The sequence below is a fragment of the Spirulina subsalsa PCC 9445 genome (assembly GCF_000314005.1).
In the GTDB taxonomy this organism is placed as follows: Bacteria; Cyanobacteriota; Cyanobacteriia; order Cyanobacteriales; family Spirulinaceae; genus Spirulina_A; species Spirulina_A subsalsa.
On record NZ_JH980292.1, the window covers coordinates 1,602,015 to 1,620,869 of the forward strand.

Genomic DNA, 18,855 nt, shown 5'->3' on the forward strand with positions numbered 1-18,855 from the left:
CCCTAAGGCGTGAGACTCAGCCAGCGAGGGGAAAATTTGCGACCTTGGAGAGGGCCGATTAGATCGAACTTGGAGGATTCATCAGCTACGATTATGACTGTTTGTGATTGGGGCAGGATCGGGGGGCATCGCCACCGCCCGCCGGGCTGCGGAATATGGGGCAAAAGTGGCGATCGCTGAATTTTGCCGCCTGGTGTGCCGAAAACACTAATGGTCTATGCCTCCCACTTTCCCGCCCATTTTGCAGAACGTCGCGGCTATGCCGGAAAAGCAGTAATTCTTACAGGGAGCGCGCAAACACTTGCCACATCACGAAAAAGGCAAAGGCGAGATAGCCTAAAACGGCGCATAAGTCAAGCCATTGGGGGTTAATTGCGATGATATTCATAGGGAGTCATCCTCCATTTTGCTTTGCAGATCACGAGCGGGAAAAGTAGCGAGGGAAAAATTCAAAGGATTTCAAACTTTCCTAGGCATCTCAACCCATTTCAAGGTGTTACAAGGTAGTTTTTGATGATTAACCACAACATCTAGGTTAAGTCTATCCCTTCTAGGGCAGATCCTAAAACTGACAACGTCCGTCGCGGGAGGCGAGGGATTCTTCCTTGATTGTTCAACACCTCACAAAAGCTATGCCTTTACTGGGTCTTACAAGTCTAAAAATTGCAAGGGAAAAATTACAAGTAGAATGCTCAAGCATTTGCCCTCTCCTAGTTGGATCGCAACCCAACCCGAGTATAAGGGTAACAAGGCAACTGTTCATTGTACCACGAGATGGGGTTTTTGATCCATCTACTCTTCAAGATACAACAGGGGAGGGCAAAGTTCCGGTTGTTTACAAAATTGTCGGTTTTCCTCGTATCCGCTCATGGGGGGTGGGAGAAAGAATCTTAAACCTCCCCCTGTATGGGAAGGAGGGGAAAGTGTTTAACGTGTCGTCAATGGCACAGGAGGAAAGCGTGAGCCGTCTTTCAAGATTAGAGGTAGAATTGAAGATAAGTACAAAGTAGGGCATGGGATATGAATGACAATGCAACCCCAACTCAGCGACTGGCTGAGAAGGTAGAAGTCTCGATCCAACTTGACTCCGACCTACTCGATCAGTTGAAACACTTAACCAATGACCCCAGTCGGGTGATTGAATCGGCGATTAAACAATGGCTCAGAGGGGAACGGGAACGGGATGATGAATTAACCCGAACGTTCCGTCGTAATCCTCCTGTGCCACCCCGTGGGGAATGGAATGATTAAGGGGGAGAGCCATTCCTAAAAAATTCCCTGTCCCATTACTGAGTTAGGATAGGTGAAGTTTGGAGGGGAGGCGATACCTCATTCACAATAGCAAGGAACAAGGATAGGATTCAAGACTTTGGGCAGGCAAGGCTTCATCTGGGTTCATTCATATTTGTTCATCGTAACTTATGATAACTGAATTAGAATGACCAAGCTGGAATCTGTGACGGTGACTCTGTACAATGTAAGTTTCAGAAACGTTACAACTGCCCAAAAAATGAATAGCCTAAAAATAGGAAGTTCAAGAATCATCAGGTGATTAAATTTGATCGGGTCTAGTTCAAACAAAGTTCTACAAAACCATCCTGTGGATTTTATCTTCATTTTAATCCTTCGAGCATAACCTTCTTCGGATCGACTGCTATGACATCTGCACCCGTATTTTCAGCGACAACGATCTGCTTATCAGACTTAGGACCTGAATTAGTTTACCTGCAAAATAACCAAGGTCAGTATCTTTCCTTTTACTGGAAGTATGCAGAAGAATACGGTTTTAATCCAGAAGATGTGGTCAGAAACGCCGAAAGTCCTACATTTGCTCCAGTGGAAATGAGCCAGTATCGGGAACATATTCAAAGGGTGATGGAGCGACGCATTCCTGAAACCTATCATTGTTTGTTCCAATACGGTGATTATACTGTTCCGATGGAGTTAGTTATCACTCCTGTTGTCAGTTCGGGGGAAGTGGTTTCTTCGGTGTTGGTGATGGGACATTGTTTAGATGAAAAGGTGATTTCTAAAACCAGTTATACAGCCCTCACCCCAGAACCGGACAGTTATCAGAATTTGGCACAGCAAATCATGCGGAATATTCGCCGCCATCCCTATCAAAATTTGCTGAGTGAGTTGTTACGAAATATTCGCAAAACTTTAGATTTAGATATTATTTGGCGGCAAACGGTGGATGGACTCGGGGAAACCTTGGAGGTTAGCCGTTGTTTAATTATTTCCTATGATATGGAAAATAAGGTGTTTCGGGTGGAGGCGGAATATTGCCAAAAACCCTATAAATCGATGTTAGGCGAGCGCCTGTATTTGGAGAATGAGCCGTATTTACAGCAAGCCTTGCAAAGTTCCGATCCTGTAGCACTCGATCAGTTAGCGCTGGAAACCTATGAGCAGAAATCGGTTTTAATTGCCTCTACGTTCTATCAAAATCAACGGAATGCGCTGATTTGTTTGCAACAGTGCGATCGCCATCGTTATTGGGGAGAAGCTGAAATTGAGTTACTGCGGGAGTTTGCCGCCCAAGTCGGAACAGCCATTGCTCACGCCACCCTCTACAAAGAGTTAGAAATTGCCAGCAAAAAAGCCGAAGAAGCCTCCCGTTTGAAAAGTGACTTCCTCGCCAGTACCTCCCACGAATTACGCACCCCCCTCAATGGGATTATTGGCTTTTTACGATTAATTCTAGACGGCATGGCGGATGATCCCCTAGAACAACGGGAATTTTTAGAAGAAGCCCATAAATCCGCCCTTCATTTGCTCAATTTAATCAATGATATTCTAGATGTTGCCAAGATTGAGGCCGGAAAACTAGATTTAGAACTCTCTGATTTTAGACTCGGATTATTGTTTGAAAATGTCGAAAACTTCACCCGCACTCAGGCACAACAGAAAAAACTGAGTTATGAGATCCAAACCCCATCAACCCGAGATCCCATCATGGTTTATGGGAACTATCAGCGCCTGTTACAGGTTATGTTGAATTTAGTGGGTAATGCTATTAAATTCACCCATGAGGGCGGCATTACTATCAGTGCAGATATCTTGAAAAAACCCCTCACCTTTAATGGTCAGAAGTTCCCCGGAAGTGTGCGGATTCGCGTAGCAGATACGGGAATTGGTGTGGCCTTAGAAGAACAGCCGCGCTTGTTCCAAAAGTTTAGTACCGTTGATGGGGGACGGACGAAAAAATACGGAGGAACGGGTTTAGGTTTGGCGATTTCCCAGAAGTTAATTGAAGCTATGGGCGGGACGATTAATTTCTTTAGTATGGGGGAAGATTTGGGGTCTACGGTAACGTTTACGGTGCCTCTCTTTCAAATGCCGATTATGAAAGTCAGTCAAGACTAGACCGCTTTAGGAGGTGGCTGGGTTTTGCTGGCCATCCCCCAGGGAAGAAAGGTGAAAATAAGAGGTTCTGTCTTTTGCCAGATGACAGAATGCCCCAAGGATTAGAGAATAAAGGGGTAGCCGTTGGGCTATCATATTAGCAAGAAAGGACAAAAAACGATGTCATTAGCACTAACCAACGAAAACGTAGAACAAGTTCTTGATGAAATGCGCCCTTATTTGATGGCGGATGGTGGAAATGTAGAATTAGTGGAAATTGATGGGCCGGTGGTGAAACTGCGTTTACAAGGCGCTTGTGGTTCTTGTCCTAGTTCTACCATGACGTTGAGAATGGGGATTGAACGGCGTTTGCGGGAGTTTATCCCGGAAATCGCGGAAGTTGAACAAGTGATCTAGTCTTGGCCTAGAGCCGCGAGTCTATTGGGGAATCGGCCCTCTTGCAATCGGCCAGGGTTTTGGTGATTCACTCTTCCCCCTGCTCCCCGTTCCCTAGCCCAGTTATTCAGCAAGCCCTAATTAATAGGGATTGGAGCCATTGTTGATCATGGCTAACTCGGCTTTTAACTGTTCGATGAACTGCTTGGCGGTTCGGCCAGAACGCCCATTATTGCGGGTTGCCCACTGTTTCGCTCGAAATTCTAAGTCGGCTGAGTTGATGTTAATTTGGGATTGTCGGGCGAGATGGTGAACGATTTGTAAGTAGGTGTCTTGGTTGGCGGGTTCAAAGGTAAGGGTCAGACCGAAGCGATCGCTAAATGAGAGTTTTTCCTGTACCGTGTCCCAGTAGTGGATTTCTGAGGCATCTTGAGGACGAGGGCGATCGCTAAAAAACTCCCGCACCAGATGACGACGGTTAGAAGTCGCATACACCACCACATTGGGAGCCTTTGCTGTTACACTGCCTTCAAGAACTACCTTCATAGATTTAAACGCCTCATCGTCTTCTTCAAAGGACAGATCATCAACAAAAATAATAAACTTTTGCGGCACCCCCCGCAGACGCTCCACAATTTCGGGCAACGCATTGAGATGAGACTTTTCCAACTCTACCAAGCGTAACCCACACTCTCCAAACTGATTGAGCAGCCCTTTCACCAAAGAGGATTTCCCCGTGCCGCGACTGCCATAGAGCAACACATGAAGGGCGGGATGACTGGCTAACAAAAACTCTGTATTGCGGATTAAAGCTCGTTTTTGGCTTTCATAACCAATAATTTCCTCAATTTGCACCGGATCCGGGTTAGGAATCCCGATAAATTCCCCATCTTGCCAGCGTAACGCCCGATAACGGGCAAAAAGGCCACAACCATACTGTTGATAGTACACCGCCAACTTAATCACCCCTTCCTCCCAGCGAGTTTGTTGATGGAGAAAAGCGCCCGGACAAATCAAGGGAATGTCTAGATTCCAAGGCACCGGGGCAACAATACTTTTCGAGAGATTCTGCACCCAATAACTTAATTGCTCTCCTGTACATTGATAAAGAGCTTGCAGGGCTTGTAAGTCGTGAGTCACGGCTTGAACTAAGACGGGGGGTAAGTCTTCGACAGAAGTCCGTTGAACCTGCTGGCTAAAGGGGTTGTCATCCCACAAGATGGAATTAACCAGATAATCTTGCCAACTTTGGTGAGTGGTGGCAAGTTGATGAAACCAATGGCTGTAAGCTTGGAGACAAAGGATGGGATTAGCGGTTTGTAGTGCATCAAGTAGGGAGAGAAAGGCTTCCCCAATGGGATGCCGTAGAACGCCTTGATAAAGCAAGAGTGAGGCGGCTTTTTGTTGGAGGACGTAGATGGATGGATTTGACGGAGACATACCCTAAATATAAAGAATGGAAATGGACGAGGATTGAAGACTGGCACTGGGTTGGTGGGGAGGAGTTTGTCTCCCTCGGGAAAAAACTCAGACCAGATTAAGAGGAGGGCGCACAGGTTTGGCTATGATATTGGGGAAGAAACTGTACAACTTCTCTCTCTGCTCCTACTATCTTGCACTGATTCTCGCCCTTTTCGGTAATATTACGGTGTCATGGCTCGGTGCTAAGAGCTTCTAGATCGGCTTTTTCTTCCTTTATCCCTCCTGATTGTTTCGATGACATCTTCCGATTTTTCAGCTTCAGGTTTCTCCCAAAAGTCAGCCGTTGTTCAAGCGGTGGTGTTGATGTCCTACTATGGTTTTGATACCAAGGGGGTCACGGCGGCTGAGTTGGTCTTGCAATGGTTAGAGGTTTATGAGGCAAGTTGGATTCGTTCGGCGGTGATTGAGGCTTTGTATCAGGGACGCTATAAGGGGGTGTCGGTTGAACAAATCCTGCGCTTGTGGTTGCGACGAGAACAGCCATTCCCCCGTTTTACGGCGGATTTTGAGCGGTTAATTTGTCGCAGGTTTCCGGATTATTTTGCGCTGGAGGCGGAACCAATTCCTGAGTATCTGGAATATCTTGATGATGAGGAGGATAAGGTGCAGGAGGAGAGGACTTTAGAGAGTCAGTTAGCGGTGACGAGAGAACAGGAACAACACCTCTCCGAGTTGTTGGAGTGGGAGGGGGAGGAGTTGGAGTTAGATAGTACACCCATCGCGCCTTTAACGGTGTTGCCTATTGTGTTGTCAGATGAGTGGTTTGGGGAGGATTTTTCCGGGGAAGGCGATCGCATCTCCAAGTCCCGAGAGCCTGAAACTCTCTCTCCTCCTGATTTAACCCCTCCCGACGAAACGCCGCAGGAAAGGCCCCTAGCTGCCCCCACAACGGCTGAAACCGCCCCCGAACCTCTGGAGTCCCCTAAACCGGAAAAAGGCAAGCCAGAACGCCCCACATTACCCTCTGTGAATGCCAACCCTACCCCCTATTACCCCAGCGCCATCCGTAAGTTTATCCCCCTGTTGGATAAGAAGTCCTCGGGTTTTTCTCGCAAGTTAGAAAAAATGGCCGTGGAGAGTTAGGGATTACTGATGACCCAATATTTTGCTACCGTTGCCCGAGGCCTAGAAGAAATAGCCGCCCAAGAATTAACCGAATTGGGCGCCGAAGAGGTTCAACCCGATTTTACAGGGGTTTATTTTCAAGGGAATCAAGAATTACTCTATCGCGTCAACCTGTGGAGTCGCTTACTGTTTCGGGTGTTTGTCCCGGTGAGAAACTTTCCCTGTCGGAATGGGGATCAATTGTATCGAGAAGTGCAGAAAATCGACTGGCGGGACTATCTCACCCCAGACCAAACCCTATCGGTTCACTGTACGGGAACGAATGCCCAGTTAAATCATACCCACTTCACGGCCTTACAGGTGAAAAATGCCATAGTAGACCAACAACGGGAGCAAATGGGACGGCGTTCTAGTGTGGACTCCCAAGAAGCGGACTTGATGTTAAACTTGCACATTCACCGAGACCGCGCCATCCTGAGTTTAGATAGTTCTGGCAGTAGTCTACACCGTCGCGGTTATCGTCCCGCAATGGGGGCTGCACCCCTCAAAGAGACGTTAGCGAGTGCTTTGTTACGATTAGCCCAATGGACCCCCGAAACGCCCCTCTATGACCCATTATGTGGCTCTGGGACTATTTTATTAGAGGCCGGCCTCCAAAGTTTAAACATTGCTCCGGGGTTAGTGCGGGGAGAATTTGCCTTTGAACGGTGGTCTGATTTTAACGCGGACCTTTGGCAAAGATTGCGTCAGGAGGCTTTAGAACAGCAACGGGATAAATTTCCAGCGCCCTTGTGGGGAGGCGATCGCAATGGTGAGATCATACAACAAGCGCGCACCAATGCCCAATACTGTGGTTTAGGCGACTCTATCCAGTTTCAAGTGCAAGAGATGGAGGACATTTATCCCCCCACAGAACCGGGGATTTTGATTTGTAATCCCCCCTATGGAAAACGCTTAGGAGAAGTGGAAGAATTGGGCAGTTTTTATAAATTATTAGGCGATTTATTTAAACAGCGTTTTACAGGTTGGACGGCTTATATTTTGTCGGGCAATAAAGAGTTAACTAAAAAAGTTGGGTTAAAAGCCTCCCGTCGTTTTCCGGTTTATAATGGTTCTTTACCTTGTACGCTGTTGAAATATGATTTGTATTAGTTCGGGCTTGCTGAATAAGTCCGAGAGTTGGGGAATCGGGAGTCGGGAGTCGGGAGTCGGGAGTCGGGAATCGGAATCGGGAGTCGGGAGTCGGGAGTCGGGAGTCGGGAGTCGGGAGTCGGGAGTCGGGAGTCGGGAGTCGGGAATCGGGAGTCGGGAATCGGGAATCGGGAGTCGGGAGTCGGGAGTCGGGAATAGGCAATCGTGCCAGTTTTAGATGATCTGTTCCCTGTTAAGAGTTCCCTGTTCCCTTGTTGAGCCTAGCATAGGCGTGTTATTCAGCAGACCCTATTTAATTTGGTATAAACGGCTAAAAGTCCTAGTAACACTGCTTAGAGAGATATTCAGCAGACCCTAATTCAAGCTCAATTGAGCCTTAACTTGTCAAGATTGCCTATTCCCTGTTCCCCTCCAACTCCGCCAACAGGGCCGCCTGTTCTAAAACTAATTCAACGGCCAGCGCCTGCATATCTGGGGGATAACCATAATGTCGCAAGAGACGTTTAACCATAACTTTCATTCTCGCCTGCACACTGCTTTTGAGATTCCAGTCAATACTGGCATTTTGGCGGATTCTCTGCACTAAGACAATCGCCAGTTCTCGGAGTTTATCTTTTCCCATCACCTCCCTGGCGCTGTTATTTTGGGCTAAGGCCTCATAAAAGGCGAGTTCGTAGGGTTCCAGTCCCAATTCTTCCCCCCGTTGTTGGGCGGCCTGGGTTTCTTTGGCGATCGCCAGTAACTCCTCAAGTACCTCTGCAACGCCGATCGCTTGGTTCTGATAGCGGCGTAGGGCTTCCTCCAGCATCGCCCAGAGGTGACGACTCTGGACTAATTGGGTGCGACTTTTCGCCCGGATCTCGTCCTTTAATAACCGCGTCAAGATTTCTACCGCTAGGTTCTGATGTTCCATCCCCCGCACTTCGGCCATGAATTCATCGGAAGTAATCGAAACATGGGAGTTTTTGATCCCGGCTTCGTCTAGGATGTTCACCACCGCATCGGAGACTAACGCTTGATCCACTACCTGACGAATGGCCATCTCGATCTCCCCATTGCTCAATCCGCCGTTGCGAGATTCCAGTTTTTTCAGACTCCCTTGGATAGCTTGGAAAAAGGACACCGCCTCCGCCCGACTCAAGGCTTCAGGATGGGGAACCGCGAGAGAATAGGCTTTAGACAGGGCGAGGACGGCATCTTGAAAGCGGCTTTTACGGGAGGGGTGGGCGACGTAGTTGGTGGCGGTTTTCAGCAGGTTTAGTTTTGCTCTCGTGTCGGCGGTGTAATAACTTTGGTAGTCACAATCTGCCATAATCTGCTCGACCACCTCCAGTTTAGCCAGAAACACCGCTAAGGCTTGGTCTTGGTCGAGGGTGAGGCTACCTTTGCCGCCACTTTGGGAGTAAAAGGCCAGGGCTTCTTTCAAATAGGCCGCTAAACCGAGATAGTCTACAATCAAGCCCCCGGTTTTCTCAAAGTAAACTCGGTTAATCCGTGCGATCGCCTGCATAAGATTATGACCTTTGAGGGGTTTGTCAATATACAGGGTATGGAGGCAGGGCGCATCAAACCCCGTTAGCCACATATCGCAGACAATCACCAACTCTAGGCCGTCCTCCGGGTCTTTCAGCCGTTGAGCCAGAATTTGCCGTTGGGTTTTGGTGGTATGGTGGCGGACGAGGGAGGCTTCATCGGCAGCAGAAGCGGTCATCACGACTTTAATTTTTCCCCCTTTGAGCGCGTCATCATGCCACTGGGGACGGAGTTTGACGATCTGTTCATAGAGATTAGCCGCTATAGCCCGACTCATGGTAACAATCATCCCTTTTCCTCGGTTGGCGGTTTGCCGTTGCTCAAAGTGGGTGACAATATCTTGGGCAATGATGGCGAGGCGTTGGGTAGAACCTACAATGGCATCCAGTTGAGTCTGTTTCGCCTTGGCTTTTTGGGTCTGGTCTAGGTCTTCAAAGGCTAGGTCTTCCTCCAGTTCATCGAGGAGTTGGCGGCCCGTTGCGTCTAAATCTACTTTCACCAGGCGGCTTTCATAGTAAATGGGAACCGTGGCCCCATCTTCCACCGCACGGGCGATATCGTAGATGTCGATATAGTCGCCGAAGATAGCCGGAGTGTTTTTATCCCCTTGTTCAATGGGAGTTCCCGTAAAGCCGACAAAAGTAGCATTAGGCAGGGCATCGCGGATATATTTAGCAAAGCCGTATTTAGTCTGTTTGCCGATTTCGTTTCCTGCTGCATCTTTGAGAGTGACTTGTCGGGCTTTAAAACCGTATTGGCTGCGGTGGGCTTCATCCGCAAGGACAACAATATTAGAACGGTTGCTAATTTGAGGATAGAGGGTTTCGTTGTCTTCCGGGGCGAATTTCTGAACCGTGGTAAAGACAATCCCCCCCGACCCCACATTCAGGAGTTCTCGCACTTGGGCGCGGTTGTTGGCCTGTTGGGGGTCTTGGCGCAGGAGTTGGCGGCATCCGGCGAAGGTATCAAACAGTTGGTCGTCTAGGTCGTTGCGATCGGTGAGAATAACCAAGGTGGGGTTATCGAGACTCAGGACTAATTTTCCCGCTAAAAAGACCATCGACAGGGATTTTCCGCTTCCTTGGGTATGCCAGAGAACGCCGCCCTTGCGATTTTTGGGGTCAGAGGCAGCCCGGTGGACGGAATCCAGGGCTTTATTAACGGCGTAATATTGGTGATAGGCGGCTATTTTTTTTATCGTTTGCACCCGGACAATTTCGGTTTCTGGGTTGATAGTTTTGGTTTGTTCAAAAACCGTAAAGTGGCGGATCAGGTCTAAGAGGGTGGCGGGGTTGAGAACTCGTTTAATCAGGGTTTCTAGTTCGTTTTCTGGGGAGTTGGGGGGGTCGGGGTCTTTCCAAGGGAGAAAGCGGTTATAGTCGGTGGAGAGGGACCCCAGGCGGGCGGTGAGGCCGTCGGAGACGATCAAGAGGGCGTTATAGGTGAAGAGGTTGGGGATTTCTTGTTTATAGGTTTGCAGTTGGTTAAAGGCACTTTTAACGGTAGCTTGGGGGTCGGCGGCGTTTTTGAGTTCAATCACCACCAGGGGCAGGCCGTTAATAAATAGGACGATATCGGGGCGGCGTGTGTGGTTATTTTCCCTGACGGTGAATTGGTTAACGGCGAGAAATTCGTTATTTTCTGGCTGTTTCCAGTCGATGACTTGCAGGGGTTCGCCTCTAGTTTCTCCCTCTTGTTGGAATTCTACGGTGATGCCTTCGGTGAGGTATTGGTGGCAGGTTTGGTTATTGTTGAGGAGGTCGGGGGTAGCGATGTTGAGGAGTTGTGTTAGGGCTTGTTGTTGGCTATCGGCGGGGATGTGGGGGTTTAAACGGTGGATGGCCTTTTTCAGTCGGTCTATCAGGACAACTTGATTCAAATTTTCCCGTTCCGAGTGGGGGCCATTGGGTTGGATATCGTAGCCGTTGCGGTATTCATAACCCAAGGTGGTTAGATGTTCGAGGGCATTTTGTTCTATAGAGTCTTCGCTAAGGTATGACATCGCTTTAGAAAAACTAGGTTCGTAGTTGCGCTTTATTGGGTGGAAAGGCTTACTTTCACTATAAACGAGATGAAAATGTTTGTCCGGTCAGCGTTGGGATTCATTCCCGAACCCCCCAAATTGTAGGGGCGTATTGCCTACGCCCAAAAGCTTTGTCCGGTAGATTAGGGCTTAAATTGAGTCCGAAAAACCCTAACTTATAGTCATTTCAACTAAGATTAATACAATTCTTTAGGGGCGCAAGCATTGCGCCCCTACGATATATTTTGATTTGCTGTAGGGGCGCAATGCTTGCGCCCCTGATGTTTTGTCTCAAGCACAATTGAAATGACTATATTTTCTCTGATGCAATCTAAAAATATCATTCGGGGACTCGGAGTTTTCCACTCATCAGTTCAGGGAGGAGGGTGTCGCGGGTTTTGGTTAGGGTTTGGATTTGTTCTTGAATATTACTCTTTTTATTTGACCAAATATCTTAAAAAATTTGAAATTTTTTAAGAGAATCATGACAAGGAACAAGACATTCAAAATCTTTTATTTGTTTACCACTAATGTGTGGAATTGATGTGCCAGTTTTTATGAAATCAACGTATTTTTCAAACTTTTTATTCATTAGTAATATATTTATATAGCCTTGATAAAAGGTACTTTTTTTAGCTCTCAATCCAGCCACTCTTTGCGCCAAAAGCAGAGGTAAGCTAGACTCAAAAATAATAGTCCTGTTTTTTCCAACTCTAGAACCATCCATACCAATTATATAGTCATTTTTTTGTAAAAAATAATTGTCATAAGAATCTATATCATGATTCCACCTTTTTTCTGTATCCCATCTTAAAAAACCTAAAGAAACATTTTCTCCTCTTACAACTCTAATTCCAGAATCAAAACTATATAAATCACTTTTAAATGGAAATCCTGTAAATACATCCACAACATCCCCCAACTTACCGACGCGCCAACCTGCGGGGATTGCGCCTAACTCGGAAGGCTGCATCGCCCCACCGGAGGAGCGATAGGGTTGGCCGTTCTCGTTGGGAAACTCAAAGTCAATAAACCAATGCTTAAACAGCGTCTGCGCGATTTTTTCTAGGGTTTCGTTTTGTTTTCTGAGGTTTTCGATTTTATCATCTAGACAGGATAAAACGGCAGCTATTCGTTTTTGTTCTTGAATGCCGGGAATAGGCAATATTGAATCGCTGATTATATCGGGATTAAATGAAGGATAAGTTGATGTATGACTATTGGCTATTGAAGTTAAATATTGAGTGTATTTTTGGCTAGTAAGTAAGCAATATAAGAAATAAGGGTCAGTTATTTCTTTAGGGGTGATAACAACAAATCCTGTTGATACAATAGTATTTTTACTACATTTTTTTATGAAGTAGTAATGTTCTAGATTTGGTCGAACTGATGAAATTAAAATGTCGTTTTTTTGTACTCTTCTTTTAGCTCTACTTGGGGCTTCTTTTAGTTTAAGTTTTTGAGTATTTAACAATCTTCCTTTCTCAACAGATGAGGTATCTATATATTCAATGAAATTAAACTTAAAGTCTTTATTTATTGAATTTACATTGAAATCTGCAATATCACTGATTTTTGTCTCCTTCCACTCACTCATAACTCAAACTCCACCTTACAAAAAAGAACCCAACCCTCTAAACCCTCAAACCCTGATTATCCCACAGTAATTGTAGGGTGGGCAATGCCCACCCTACTCCTGCGCGACTATAATCAAGGTAGTCCATAACGCTCCTACTGGTGCCATGAACCTATCACTCACCCCAGAAATAGAACAACGGATTGCGGATCAACTCAACTCAGGACATTATCAATCCGCCCATGAGGTCATCTTAGCCGCCCTAGAACTCCTAGATCAACGCCAGCAATACCTAACTGAACTGCGTCAGGAAATCGCGATCGGTGTCACTCAAATTGAACAGGGACAAGTGATAGATGGAGAACAGGTCTTCGATCGCATCTTCAACCGCTTACCTTAACCAGAAACCGGGTTGCGTTGATTGTCTAGTTTTCCCAGTAAACCCTAGCAAAAACCCGGTTTCTAAACTCCACCTTGAAACCGGGTTTCTGGCATCAATTAGGACGGCGACTATAACCTTTCTGAAACCCGGTTTCTGCCTCTTGAACCTTAAGCAAAAACCGGGGGTTTTCGTATAATGTAATTTTGTTACTCGTATTGATAAATTATTTCTTCAATAACTCGATTACTAATATCTGATAAATCAGACTTAGAATAAATGGTTGCTAGGATGATGTTTTGTTCGTTCTTGAGATAATAAATGACTCGATAGCCGCCACTTTTTCCTTTTTGAATATTGCTGTTTTTGAGACGAACTTTGAAGACTTGATATTGAAGCCCTGATATTCTATCTCCGGGAGTTTGACCCGCTTGTAGTTGCTCGATTAAAGGTTGGATATCCGTGCGGATTGACCGATAGCGTTTGACCAGTTCTCGGAGGTCGCGTTTAAAGCGAGGAGTTAAGGCGATTTGGATGGGTGATGGTTCACTCTGCATCAATACCCTCCCACATTTCTGAGAGGGGGAGAGTTTGTCCCGTGAAGGCTTCCTGTAGTCCTTGTTTAATGCCTTCTATGGCGATTTCAGTAGGTGTTTCGCTGGGGTCTTCTTCGTCTTCTTCTAGCATTAAGACAATGAGGCGGACTCGCTGAGGTTTGGTAATGCCTAGGGAGTAATCAAGGGTCAATTCTCCACTTTCGTTAATTGTGGCTGTAGTTTCAATGGCTTTCATTGTGTTTCGAGTTTAGGGGTTTGAGGAATTTTAAGGCTGATTAGCTGGATTTGCGTTTCTAATGTCCAGCTTCTGGGTTTGGGGGATTGTTGGGTTTCGCTGTCGCTGCACCCAACCTACAGATAACTACTAATAGGTCTAGCTTCTGATACAATAATCTAAGTTTGATAACTCTGCAACCAAAAAATCTACCCGTAAACCAGAACAAAAAATGAAATATGGCAAAACTTTACTATCGTGGTATGGCATTAGATATCTAAAAAAATTAGGAGACTATGCAAGATGTCATGGATATTTAGTTTGTCAGCAGAATGTGGTTCGGATGAGAGCAATGTTCATCAATTTGCGGGATATTTTGAGGGAATATCATACTTGCTTTCTAATGGTCATCAATGCAAATGTTGCACCGATATATTTCAAGATATAGAGGAAAACTGGTGGTGTCGGATTTCGTTCAATCATCTTAGTGAAGTGGGGATAGATAGTCCTGAAAGTGCCTATTTAATGACAGAGTTAGGAATTCTACTCTATCAGTCTTTACAGCTTGCTACAACTTTTCGTTATGCGTTGGTTGGTGTAGAAGTCGATGAGTTCAGGACTTACAGTGAACTGATGGAGGAATTATCTAGTTTATCTATCCCAGGGTTAGTTTTAGCAAAGTCTTTTGAACAAGAGTTAGGGAGTTTATCAGGATTTCGCGCTTTCAGTGCTAATTATATTTGGCAACCTTACGCGGGAGAGGTCTACAATCCATTAATGATGTCCCCAACGTTGAAAAATAAGCTTGATGAACTTTTGGCTGTGGGTTAACTGAAGGAAATTAAAGTGTTGGGTTTTGCTTTTCACGGTTAAGAGTTAAAATTGGTAAGGAGTGAGGCAAAAACAGCGAATATGGCACAATTTCCCCATGAGCTTGCAGAAACTATCTGGACTTTGAAACGCCAGTTATTAGAGATTATTGATGCAGCCACATTAACAGAATTAACGTTGTTTGAACGATTTGGAGAAACAAATGAGACGATCTCGTTGTTAGATGAACTCAAAAATGTATCAGAACGGGCTGCACCTTGGTTTTCTCGCTTGTCTAATTTTCAGTTACGCATCGCTGAGTCTCAACCAAGCATCTCGGCTGATATGTTAAACTTAATCCATCAGTCAATTGAGCGCATCCAGATAGAACTGCCCGCGATGGAGCGAAGTATTCAAGAAGTCAAAAGAGAGTGGAATTTACCATGACAGATCAATGTTCTTTTCCTAATCCTGAAGTTACTCAGAAGTTGTTAGTGAATTTGCGTCGTAGTCGTTTATCCATCGAAGCAGCAACGTTGGAATTAGAAAATATTACGATGCAGTTAGAGCAGGAAAATCGACAAAAACGGTTACGACGTTTACAGCAAACTATGGGATCTGATTTGTGAATGGTGGTTCGTTGGTCATTGGTAGTAATAAAGTGCTTACTCTCTCTTAATTTGGCTACAGTTGGGGGATTGTCGGGTTTTGCTATCACTGCATCCAACCTACAAAAAACCTTGTTTTTCAACTTACCCCACCACCAACCCGGTGTTCCGAAATAATGATTTTATGTCAAGCACAAGGTTTTATAAACTCCACCTTGAAACCCGGTTTCTGCCTCTTGAACCTTAAGCTCATAAATCTACCTCTCGTCCCACAGAGCGATCGCGCAAATTCTCGAACATCTCATCTTCAAAAACAATCCCCTCCTGTGCCATCCTTGCTCGATAATTTTGATAAACCGTCCAAAAACTTGGGACTTCTTTAATCTCTAAGAGAACCTCTCTTTCATCAGGAACATCAATTTCCTCTAATAATTCTATTGTTTTTCCTCGTTTAATTCCTTTGACCAACATAGAAAACTTCCTTAAACAACTTTGTAAAAACTAACGACTATCTTCTCCATTCTACCACCAATCAACCCACCGCAAACCCCGTATAAGGTCGTACCTCTGGAGGATGAAACCCCAAAACAATTTTCTCCGGGGGAATTCCTGCTCGTAATAAATCATCCGCTATCCCATCCTCTAAACCGTCCTCATGAATCCAAACTTTATCCCCCACAATCTCCAAATGAACAATACAAGCATGAACCCGCTTTCCATTCACATCTCCCACCGTCAATAACAAATAATTCTGATGGTCTTCTGCAATAACTAGCTTTCGCTGTAAATTGCCGTGAGCATAAGGTAATTTTGCATACTCTTCTAAAATTTCTTTGATTATTTGATAATAATTTAGGGAATCCATGACTCCACAACCTCCTGTTGTGCAGCAAAAACTCATAAATTCAACCCACCGCAAACCCCGTATGAGGTCGCACCTCTGGAGGATGAAACCCCAAAACAATTTTCTCTGGGGGAATTCCTGCTCGCAATAAATCATCCGCTATCCCATCCTCTAAACCGTCTCGATGAATCCAGATTTTATCCCCCACAATCTCCAAATGAACTAGACAGCCATGAACTTGTACATCATCATGCCATCCCTGAGTAATCAGTAAAAAATTATGCCCATCTTGGCTAACAATTAAACGACATTGTAAATCCCCGTAAGCATAAGGAATCTTTGTATATTCTAAGAGTATTTTTTCAAGAATCCCCCCAATATTGCCCAAAGAATCCATTGTAAAACCTCCTCTTTTTTAGCAGCAAAAACTCATAAATTCAACCCACCGCAAACCCCGTATGAGGTCGCACCTCTGGAGGATGAAACCCCAAAACAATTTTCTCCGGGGGAATTCCTGCTCGCAATAAATCATCCGCTATCCCATCCTCTAAACCGTCCTGATGAATCCAAACTTTATCCCCCACAATCTCCAAATGAACAATACAACCATGAATCCTAGTTCCTCGTTCCCATCCCCAAGTCATAAAAAAATAGTGAGTTTTATCATCACTCACAATCAAACGACGTTGAACTTCCCCGAAACGATAGGGAAGGTCTGCATATTCCTTTAAAATTGGATAAATAATTGAATAATATTGAGCTATTGTATCCATTCCAAAATCACCTCTCTTTTTTCGTCAAACACCAACAACTTAACAATATTTCGCCGCAAAAGTAACCGCCCAATAGGTTCCTCAAAAATATCTTCATAAGCTGATTTTTTAATCGCCAGATAGAGCATTCTATTCTCTTGCTTGTCCATCATAATCTCATCATAAAGAATATACTGCCCCAGTGCCTTTTCCAGATCGTCAATCCGCGATTTACCGATAAAACTTTTAATTTCTACAGCAATTTTTTGATGATCTTTCTCCGCCGTAATTAACTTTTCTGCCCCTAAATCTACAAATAAATCTCTTTTGCCAATCGACAAAATCAAAGGATCATCAGTAATAGTCCACCCTTCCTTAATTAAAGCATTTCTCACCGCATCATGGTAAATATCCTTAGCAGGCATTAATCCCCCTCCTCAATTTTAAACCCCACCTTTGCCAACTGCCGCTTAATTTCCTCATCCAAAATTGCCCCCTCCCGCATTTGTTCCCCTAACTCTTGGGTTAACTCCGCCATCTTCTCCTCAAACGGAATCCCATCATCCTCCTCATCAGGAATCCCCACATAACGCCCCGGAGTTAAAACAAAATTGTGCTTTTCAATCTCTGCCAACTTTGCCGACTTACAAAATCCCTTAATATCGTGATATTTGCCCCCCTTCCGTTTCCATTGATGATAAGTCTCGGCAACCTTGGCGATATCTTCATCGGAAAACGCCCGATTGCGGCGATTCACCATATACCCCAACTCCGAGGCATCGATAAATAAAACCTCTCCCCGACGTTCCCGGTTTTTATTGCCGTTTTTGTGACGACTCAGCAACCACAAACAGGCCGGAATCCCCGTATTAAAAAATAACTGGGTGGGTAACATAACAATACAATCGACTAAATCCGCCTCCACAATAGCGCGGCGAATTTCCCCCTCTCCTCCCGTATTAGAAGATAAGGACCCATTGGACAAAACAAACCCCGCGCTGCCTGTCGGTGCCAAATGATAAATAAAATGCTGTACCCAAGCAAAATTAGCATTTCCTTCTGGGGGAACTCCATACTGCCAGCGTCCATCTTTCCGCAACAGTTCCCCACTCCAATCACTATCATTAAAAGGCGGATTCGCTAAGATAAAATCAGCCTTTAAATCCGGGTGAGCATCATTGAGAAAAGACCCCTCCCCATTCCATTTAATCTGAGAGGTATCAATCCCCCGAATGGCTAAATTCATCTTGCACAGTCGCCAAGTTGTCTCGTTGCTCTCCTGGCCGTAAATGGAGATATTATCCATTCGTCCTTGATGGTGCTGGACAAATTTTTCACTCCAGACGAACATTCCCCCAGACCCACAGCAAGGGTCAAACACCCGCCCCTCGTAAGGTTCGACCATCTCCACCAATAATTTCACAATACTTTCTGGGGTGTAAAACTGTCCCCCTTTCTTCCCTTCTGCGAGGGCAAATTCTCCCAGAAAATATTCATAAACCTGGCCTAATATGTCCCCTTGGCTGAGTTTTTGCGCGTTTTGGTCTAGGTCTAGGTTCAGTTGTTCGGGGGTGGCTTTGTTGTCGCTGACTAATTTAGCACTACCGATGAGGTCGATTAATCCCCCCAAGGAACTTTTATCCAGTTTCTGCTGGGCGTAGACTTTGGGTAAAATCCCTTTCAGGTGGGGGTTTTCCCGTTCAATGGCGGTCATTGCCTCATCAACTAACTTGCCGATATCCGGCTGTTTTCCCTTCGCTTGAAGAGAAGACCAACGGGCCTCTAATGGCACAAAAAACACATTCTCGGCGAGATACTCGTCTTTGTCTTCCGGGTCTGCGCCTTGATAGTCTCCCTCCCCTAATATGAGTTTCTGATGCAGCACTTCAAAGGCATCCGAGATGTATTTGAGGAAAATTAAGCCTAAAACAATGTGCTTGTACTCTGCCGCGTCCATGTTTTTGCGCAGTTTGTCGGCAGACTTCCAGAGCTTTTGTTCTAGGGTTTCCTGGGTTTTGGGTTGAGCTTGTTTTTTCGGCATCTTTATTCCCTCTTGCCTATGTTTTTTCGGTTGGCCTTCAAGTCTGTTTAATTTGGTATAACTTGGAGTCTTAAC

At 45.4% G+C, this 18,855-nt stretch carries 21 protein-coding genes and 1 pseudogene; 11 read left to right on the forward strand and 11 right to left on the reverse strand.

Going from position 1 to position 18,855, the window contains the following annotated elements; all coding sequences use genetic code 11:
* Positions 1–80: 80 nt before the first annotated feature.
* The 4 genes and pseudogenes from SPI9445_RS32020 to SPI9445_RS0107530 all read left to right on the forward strand — a co-directional run.
* A pseudogene (locus tag SPI9445_RS32020) lies at positions 81–276 on the forward strand (FAD-dependent oxidoreductase); the annotation flags it as partial.
* A gap of 744 nt (positions 277–1,020) precedes the next feature.
* Positions 1,021–1,251 carry a type II toxin-antitoxin system CcdA family antitoxin gene (locus SPI9445_RS0107520; RefSeq protein WP_017304128.1) on the forward strand — a complete coding sequence of 77 codons (231 nt, stop codon included), beginning with the start codon at positions 1,021–1,023 and terminating at the stop codon, positions 1,249–1,251.
* 405 nt (positions 1,252–1,656) lie between these two features.
* Entirely contained in the window at positions 1,657–3,369 is a 1,713-nt protein-coding gene (locus SPI9445_RS0107525) for an ATP-binding protein (RefSeq protein WP_017304129.1), read from the forward strand.
* 159 nt (positions 3,370–3,528) lie between these two features.
* Positions 3,529–3,765: a NifU family protein gene (locus tag SPI9445_RS0107530; protein ID WP_017304130.1), complete on the forward strand. Its 237-nt coding sequence runs from the start codon at positions 3,529–3,531 to the stop codon at positions 3,763–3,765.
* Positions 3,766–3,885: 120 nt separating this feature from the next.
* On the opposite strand, the gene SPI9445_RS0107535 is transcribed toward SPI9445_RS0107530, so the two are convergent.
* Positions 3,886–5,184 carry an ATP-binding protein gene (locus SPI9445_RS0107535; RefSeq protein ID WP_017304131.1) on the reverse strand — a complete coding sequence of 433 codons (1,299 nt, stop codon included), beginning with the start codon at positions 5,182–5,184 and terminating at the stop codon, positions 3,886–3,888.
* 276 nt (positions 5,185–5,460) lie between these two features.
* On the opposite strand from SPI9445_RS0107535, the gene SPI9445_RS27425 reads away from it, so the two are divergent.
* The 3 genes from SPI9445_RS27425 to SPI9445_RS0107550 are packed head-to-tail and all read left to right on the forward strand — an operon-like array spanning position 5,461 to position 7,660.
* Positions 5,461–6,309: a hypothetical protein gene (locus tag SPI9445_RS27425; RefSeq protein WP_017304132.1), complete on the forward strand. Its 849-nt coding sequence runs from the start codon at positions 5,461–5,463 to the stop codon at positions 6,307–6,309.
* A 9-nt stretch (positions 6,310–6,318) separates the two neighbouring features.
* The gene (locus tag SPI9445_RS0107545) at positions 6,319–7,443 is read left to right on the forward strand and encodes a THUMP domain-containing class I SAM-dependent RNA methyltransferase (RefSeq protein ID WP_017304133.1); all 1,125 of its coding nucleotides are present in this window, start codon (positions 6,319–6,321) and stop codon (positions 7,441–7,443) included.
* Positions 7,430–7,660 carry a hypothetical protein gene (locus tag SPI9445_RS0107550; RefSeq protein ID WP_017304134.1) on the forward strand — a complete coding sequence of 77 codons (231 nt, stop codon included), beginning with the start codon at positions 7,430–7,432 and terminating at the stop codon, positions 7,658–7,660. The genes SPI9445_RS0107545 and SPI9445_RS0107550 overlap by 14 nt, the downstream gene beginning before the upstream one ends.
* Positions 7,661–7,837: 177 nt before the next feature.
* Here the strand turns inward: SPI9445_RS0107550 and SPI9445_RS0107555 are convergent, their stop codons facing one another.
* Positions 7,838–10,978 carry a type I restriction endonuclease subunit R gene (locus tag SPI9445_RS0107555; RefSeq protein WP_017304135.1) on the reverse strand — a complete coding sequence of 1,047 codons (3,141 nt, stop codon included), beginning with the start codon at positions 10,976–10,978 and terminating at the stop codon, positions 7,838–7,840.
* A 475-nt stretch (positions 10,979–11,453) separates the two neighbouring features.
* Complete coding sequence (locus SPI9445_RS27430) at positions 11,454–12,596, reverse strand: restriction endonuclease subunit S (RefSeq protein ID WP_017304136.1); 1,143 nt, start codon at positions 12,594–12,596, stop codon at positions 11,454–11,456.
* Between the two features lie 145 nt (positions 12,597–12,741).
* Between SPI9445_RS27430 and SPI9445_RS0107570 the strand changes: the two genes are divergently transcribed.
* Positions 12,742–12,975 carry a ribbon-helix-helix domain-containing protein gene (locus SPI9445_RS0107570; RefSeq protein WP_017304137.1) on the forward strand — a complete coding sequence of 78 codons (234 nt, stop codon included), beginning with the start codon at positions 12,742–12,744 and terminating at the stop codon, positions 12,973–12,975.
* Between the two features lie 188 nt (positions 12,976–13,163).
* Here the strand turns inward: SPI9445_RS0107570 and SPI9445_RS0107575 are convergent, their stop codons facing one another.
* Positions 13,164–13,511 carry a type II toxin-antitoxin system RelE/ParE family toxin gene (locus SPI9445_RS0107575; RefSeq protein ID WP_017304138.1) on the reverse strand — a complete coding sequence of 116 codons (348 nt, stop codon included), beginning with the start codon at positions 13,509–13,511 and terminating at the stop codon, positions 13,164–13,166.
* Positions 13,501–13,746 (reverse strand): type II toxin-antitoxin system RelN family antitoxin, encoded by a 246-nt coding sequence (locus SPI9445_RS0107580; RefSeq protein WP_017304139.1) that lies wholly within the window; start codon positions 13,744–13,746, stop codon positions 13,501–13,503. The genes SPI9445_RS0107575 and SPI9445_RS0107580 overlap by 11 nt, the downstream gene beginning before the upstream one ends.
* Positions 13,747–14,028: 282 nt before the next feature.
* Here SPI9445_RS0107580 and SPI9445_RS0107585 point away from each other — a divergent pair, with 282 nt between their 5' ends.
* The 3 genes from SPI9445_RS0107585 (at position 14,029) to SPI9445_RS0107595 (ending at position 15,164) form a co-directional block, all read left to right on the forward strand.
* Positions 14,029–14,556: a hypothetical protein gene (locus SPI9445_RS0107585; RefSeq protein ID WP_026079604.1), complete on the forward strand. Its 528-nt coding sequence runs from the start codon at positions 14,029–14,031 to the stop codon at positions 14,554–14,556.
* 81 nt (positions 14,557–14,637) lie between these two features.
* Entirely contained in the window at positions 14,638–14,982 is a 345-nt protein-coding gene (locus SPI9445_RS0107590) for a hypothetical protein (protein WP_017304141.1), read from the forward strand.
* Positions 14,979–15,164: a hypothetical protein gene (locus tag SPI9445_RS0107595; RefSeq protein ID WP_017304142.1), complete on the forward strand. Its 186-nt coding sequence runs from the start codon at positions 14,979–14,981 to the stop codon at positions 15,162–15,164. Before SPI9445_RS0107590 ends, SPI9445_RS0107595 begins: the two co-directional genes overlap by 4 nt.
* 228 nt (positions 15,165–15,392) lie before the next feature.
* Here the strand turns inward: SPI9445_RS0107595 and SPI9445_RS0107600 are convergent, their stop codons facing one another.
* From SPI9445_RS0107600 to SPI9445_RS0107625, 6 genes are all read right to left on the reverse strand, one after another.
* Complete coding sequence (locus SPI9445_RS0107600) at positions 15,393–15,614, reverse strand: hypothetical protein (RefSeq protein WP_017304143.1); 222 nt, start codon at positions 15,612–15,614, stop codon at positions 15,393–15,395.
* Positions 15,615–15,675: 61 nt separating this feature from the next.
* A complete protein-coding gene (locus SPI9445_RS0107605) occupies positions 15,676–16,008 on the reverse strand; it encodes a XisI protein (protein ID WP_017304144.1) in 333 nt (110 codons plus the stop codon).
* A 40-nt stretch (positions 16,009–16,048) separates the two neighbouring features.
* Positions 16,049–16,384 (reverse strand): XisI protein, encoded by a 336-nt coding sequence (locus tag SPI9445_RS0107610; protein WP_017304145.1) that lies wholly within the window; start codon positions 16,382–16,384, stop codon positions 16,049–16,051.
* A 40-nt stretch (positions 16,385–16,424) separates the two neighbouring features.
* The gene (locus SPI9445_RS0107615; RefSeq protein ID WP_017304146.1) at positions 16,425–16,760 is read right to left on the reverse strand and encodes a XisI protein; all 336 of its coding nucleotides are present in this window, start codon (positions 16,758–16,760) and stop codon (positions 16,425–16,427) included.
* Positions 16,748–17,164 (reverse strand): XisH family protein, encoded by a 417-nt coding sequence (locus SPI9445_RS0107620; RefSeq protein ID WP_017304147.1) that lies wholly within the window; start codon positions 17,162–17,164, stop codon positions 16,748–16,750. Before SPI9445_RS0107620 ends, SPI9445_RS0107615 begins: the two co-directional genes overlap by 13 nt.
* Positions 17,164–18,780 carry a class I SAM-dependent DNA methyltransferase gene (locus SPI9445_RS0107625; protein WP_017304148.1) on the reverse strand — a complete coding sequence of 539 codons (1,617 nt, stop codon included), beginning with the start codon at positions 18,778–18,780 and terminating at the stop codon, positions 17,164–17,166. The genes SPI9445_RS0107620 and SPI9445_RS0107625 overlap by 1 nt, the downstream gene beginning before the upstream one ends.
* Between the last annotated feature and the right edge of the window lie 75 nt (positions 18,781–18,855).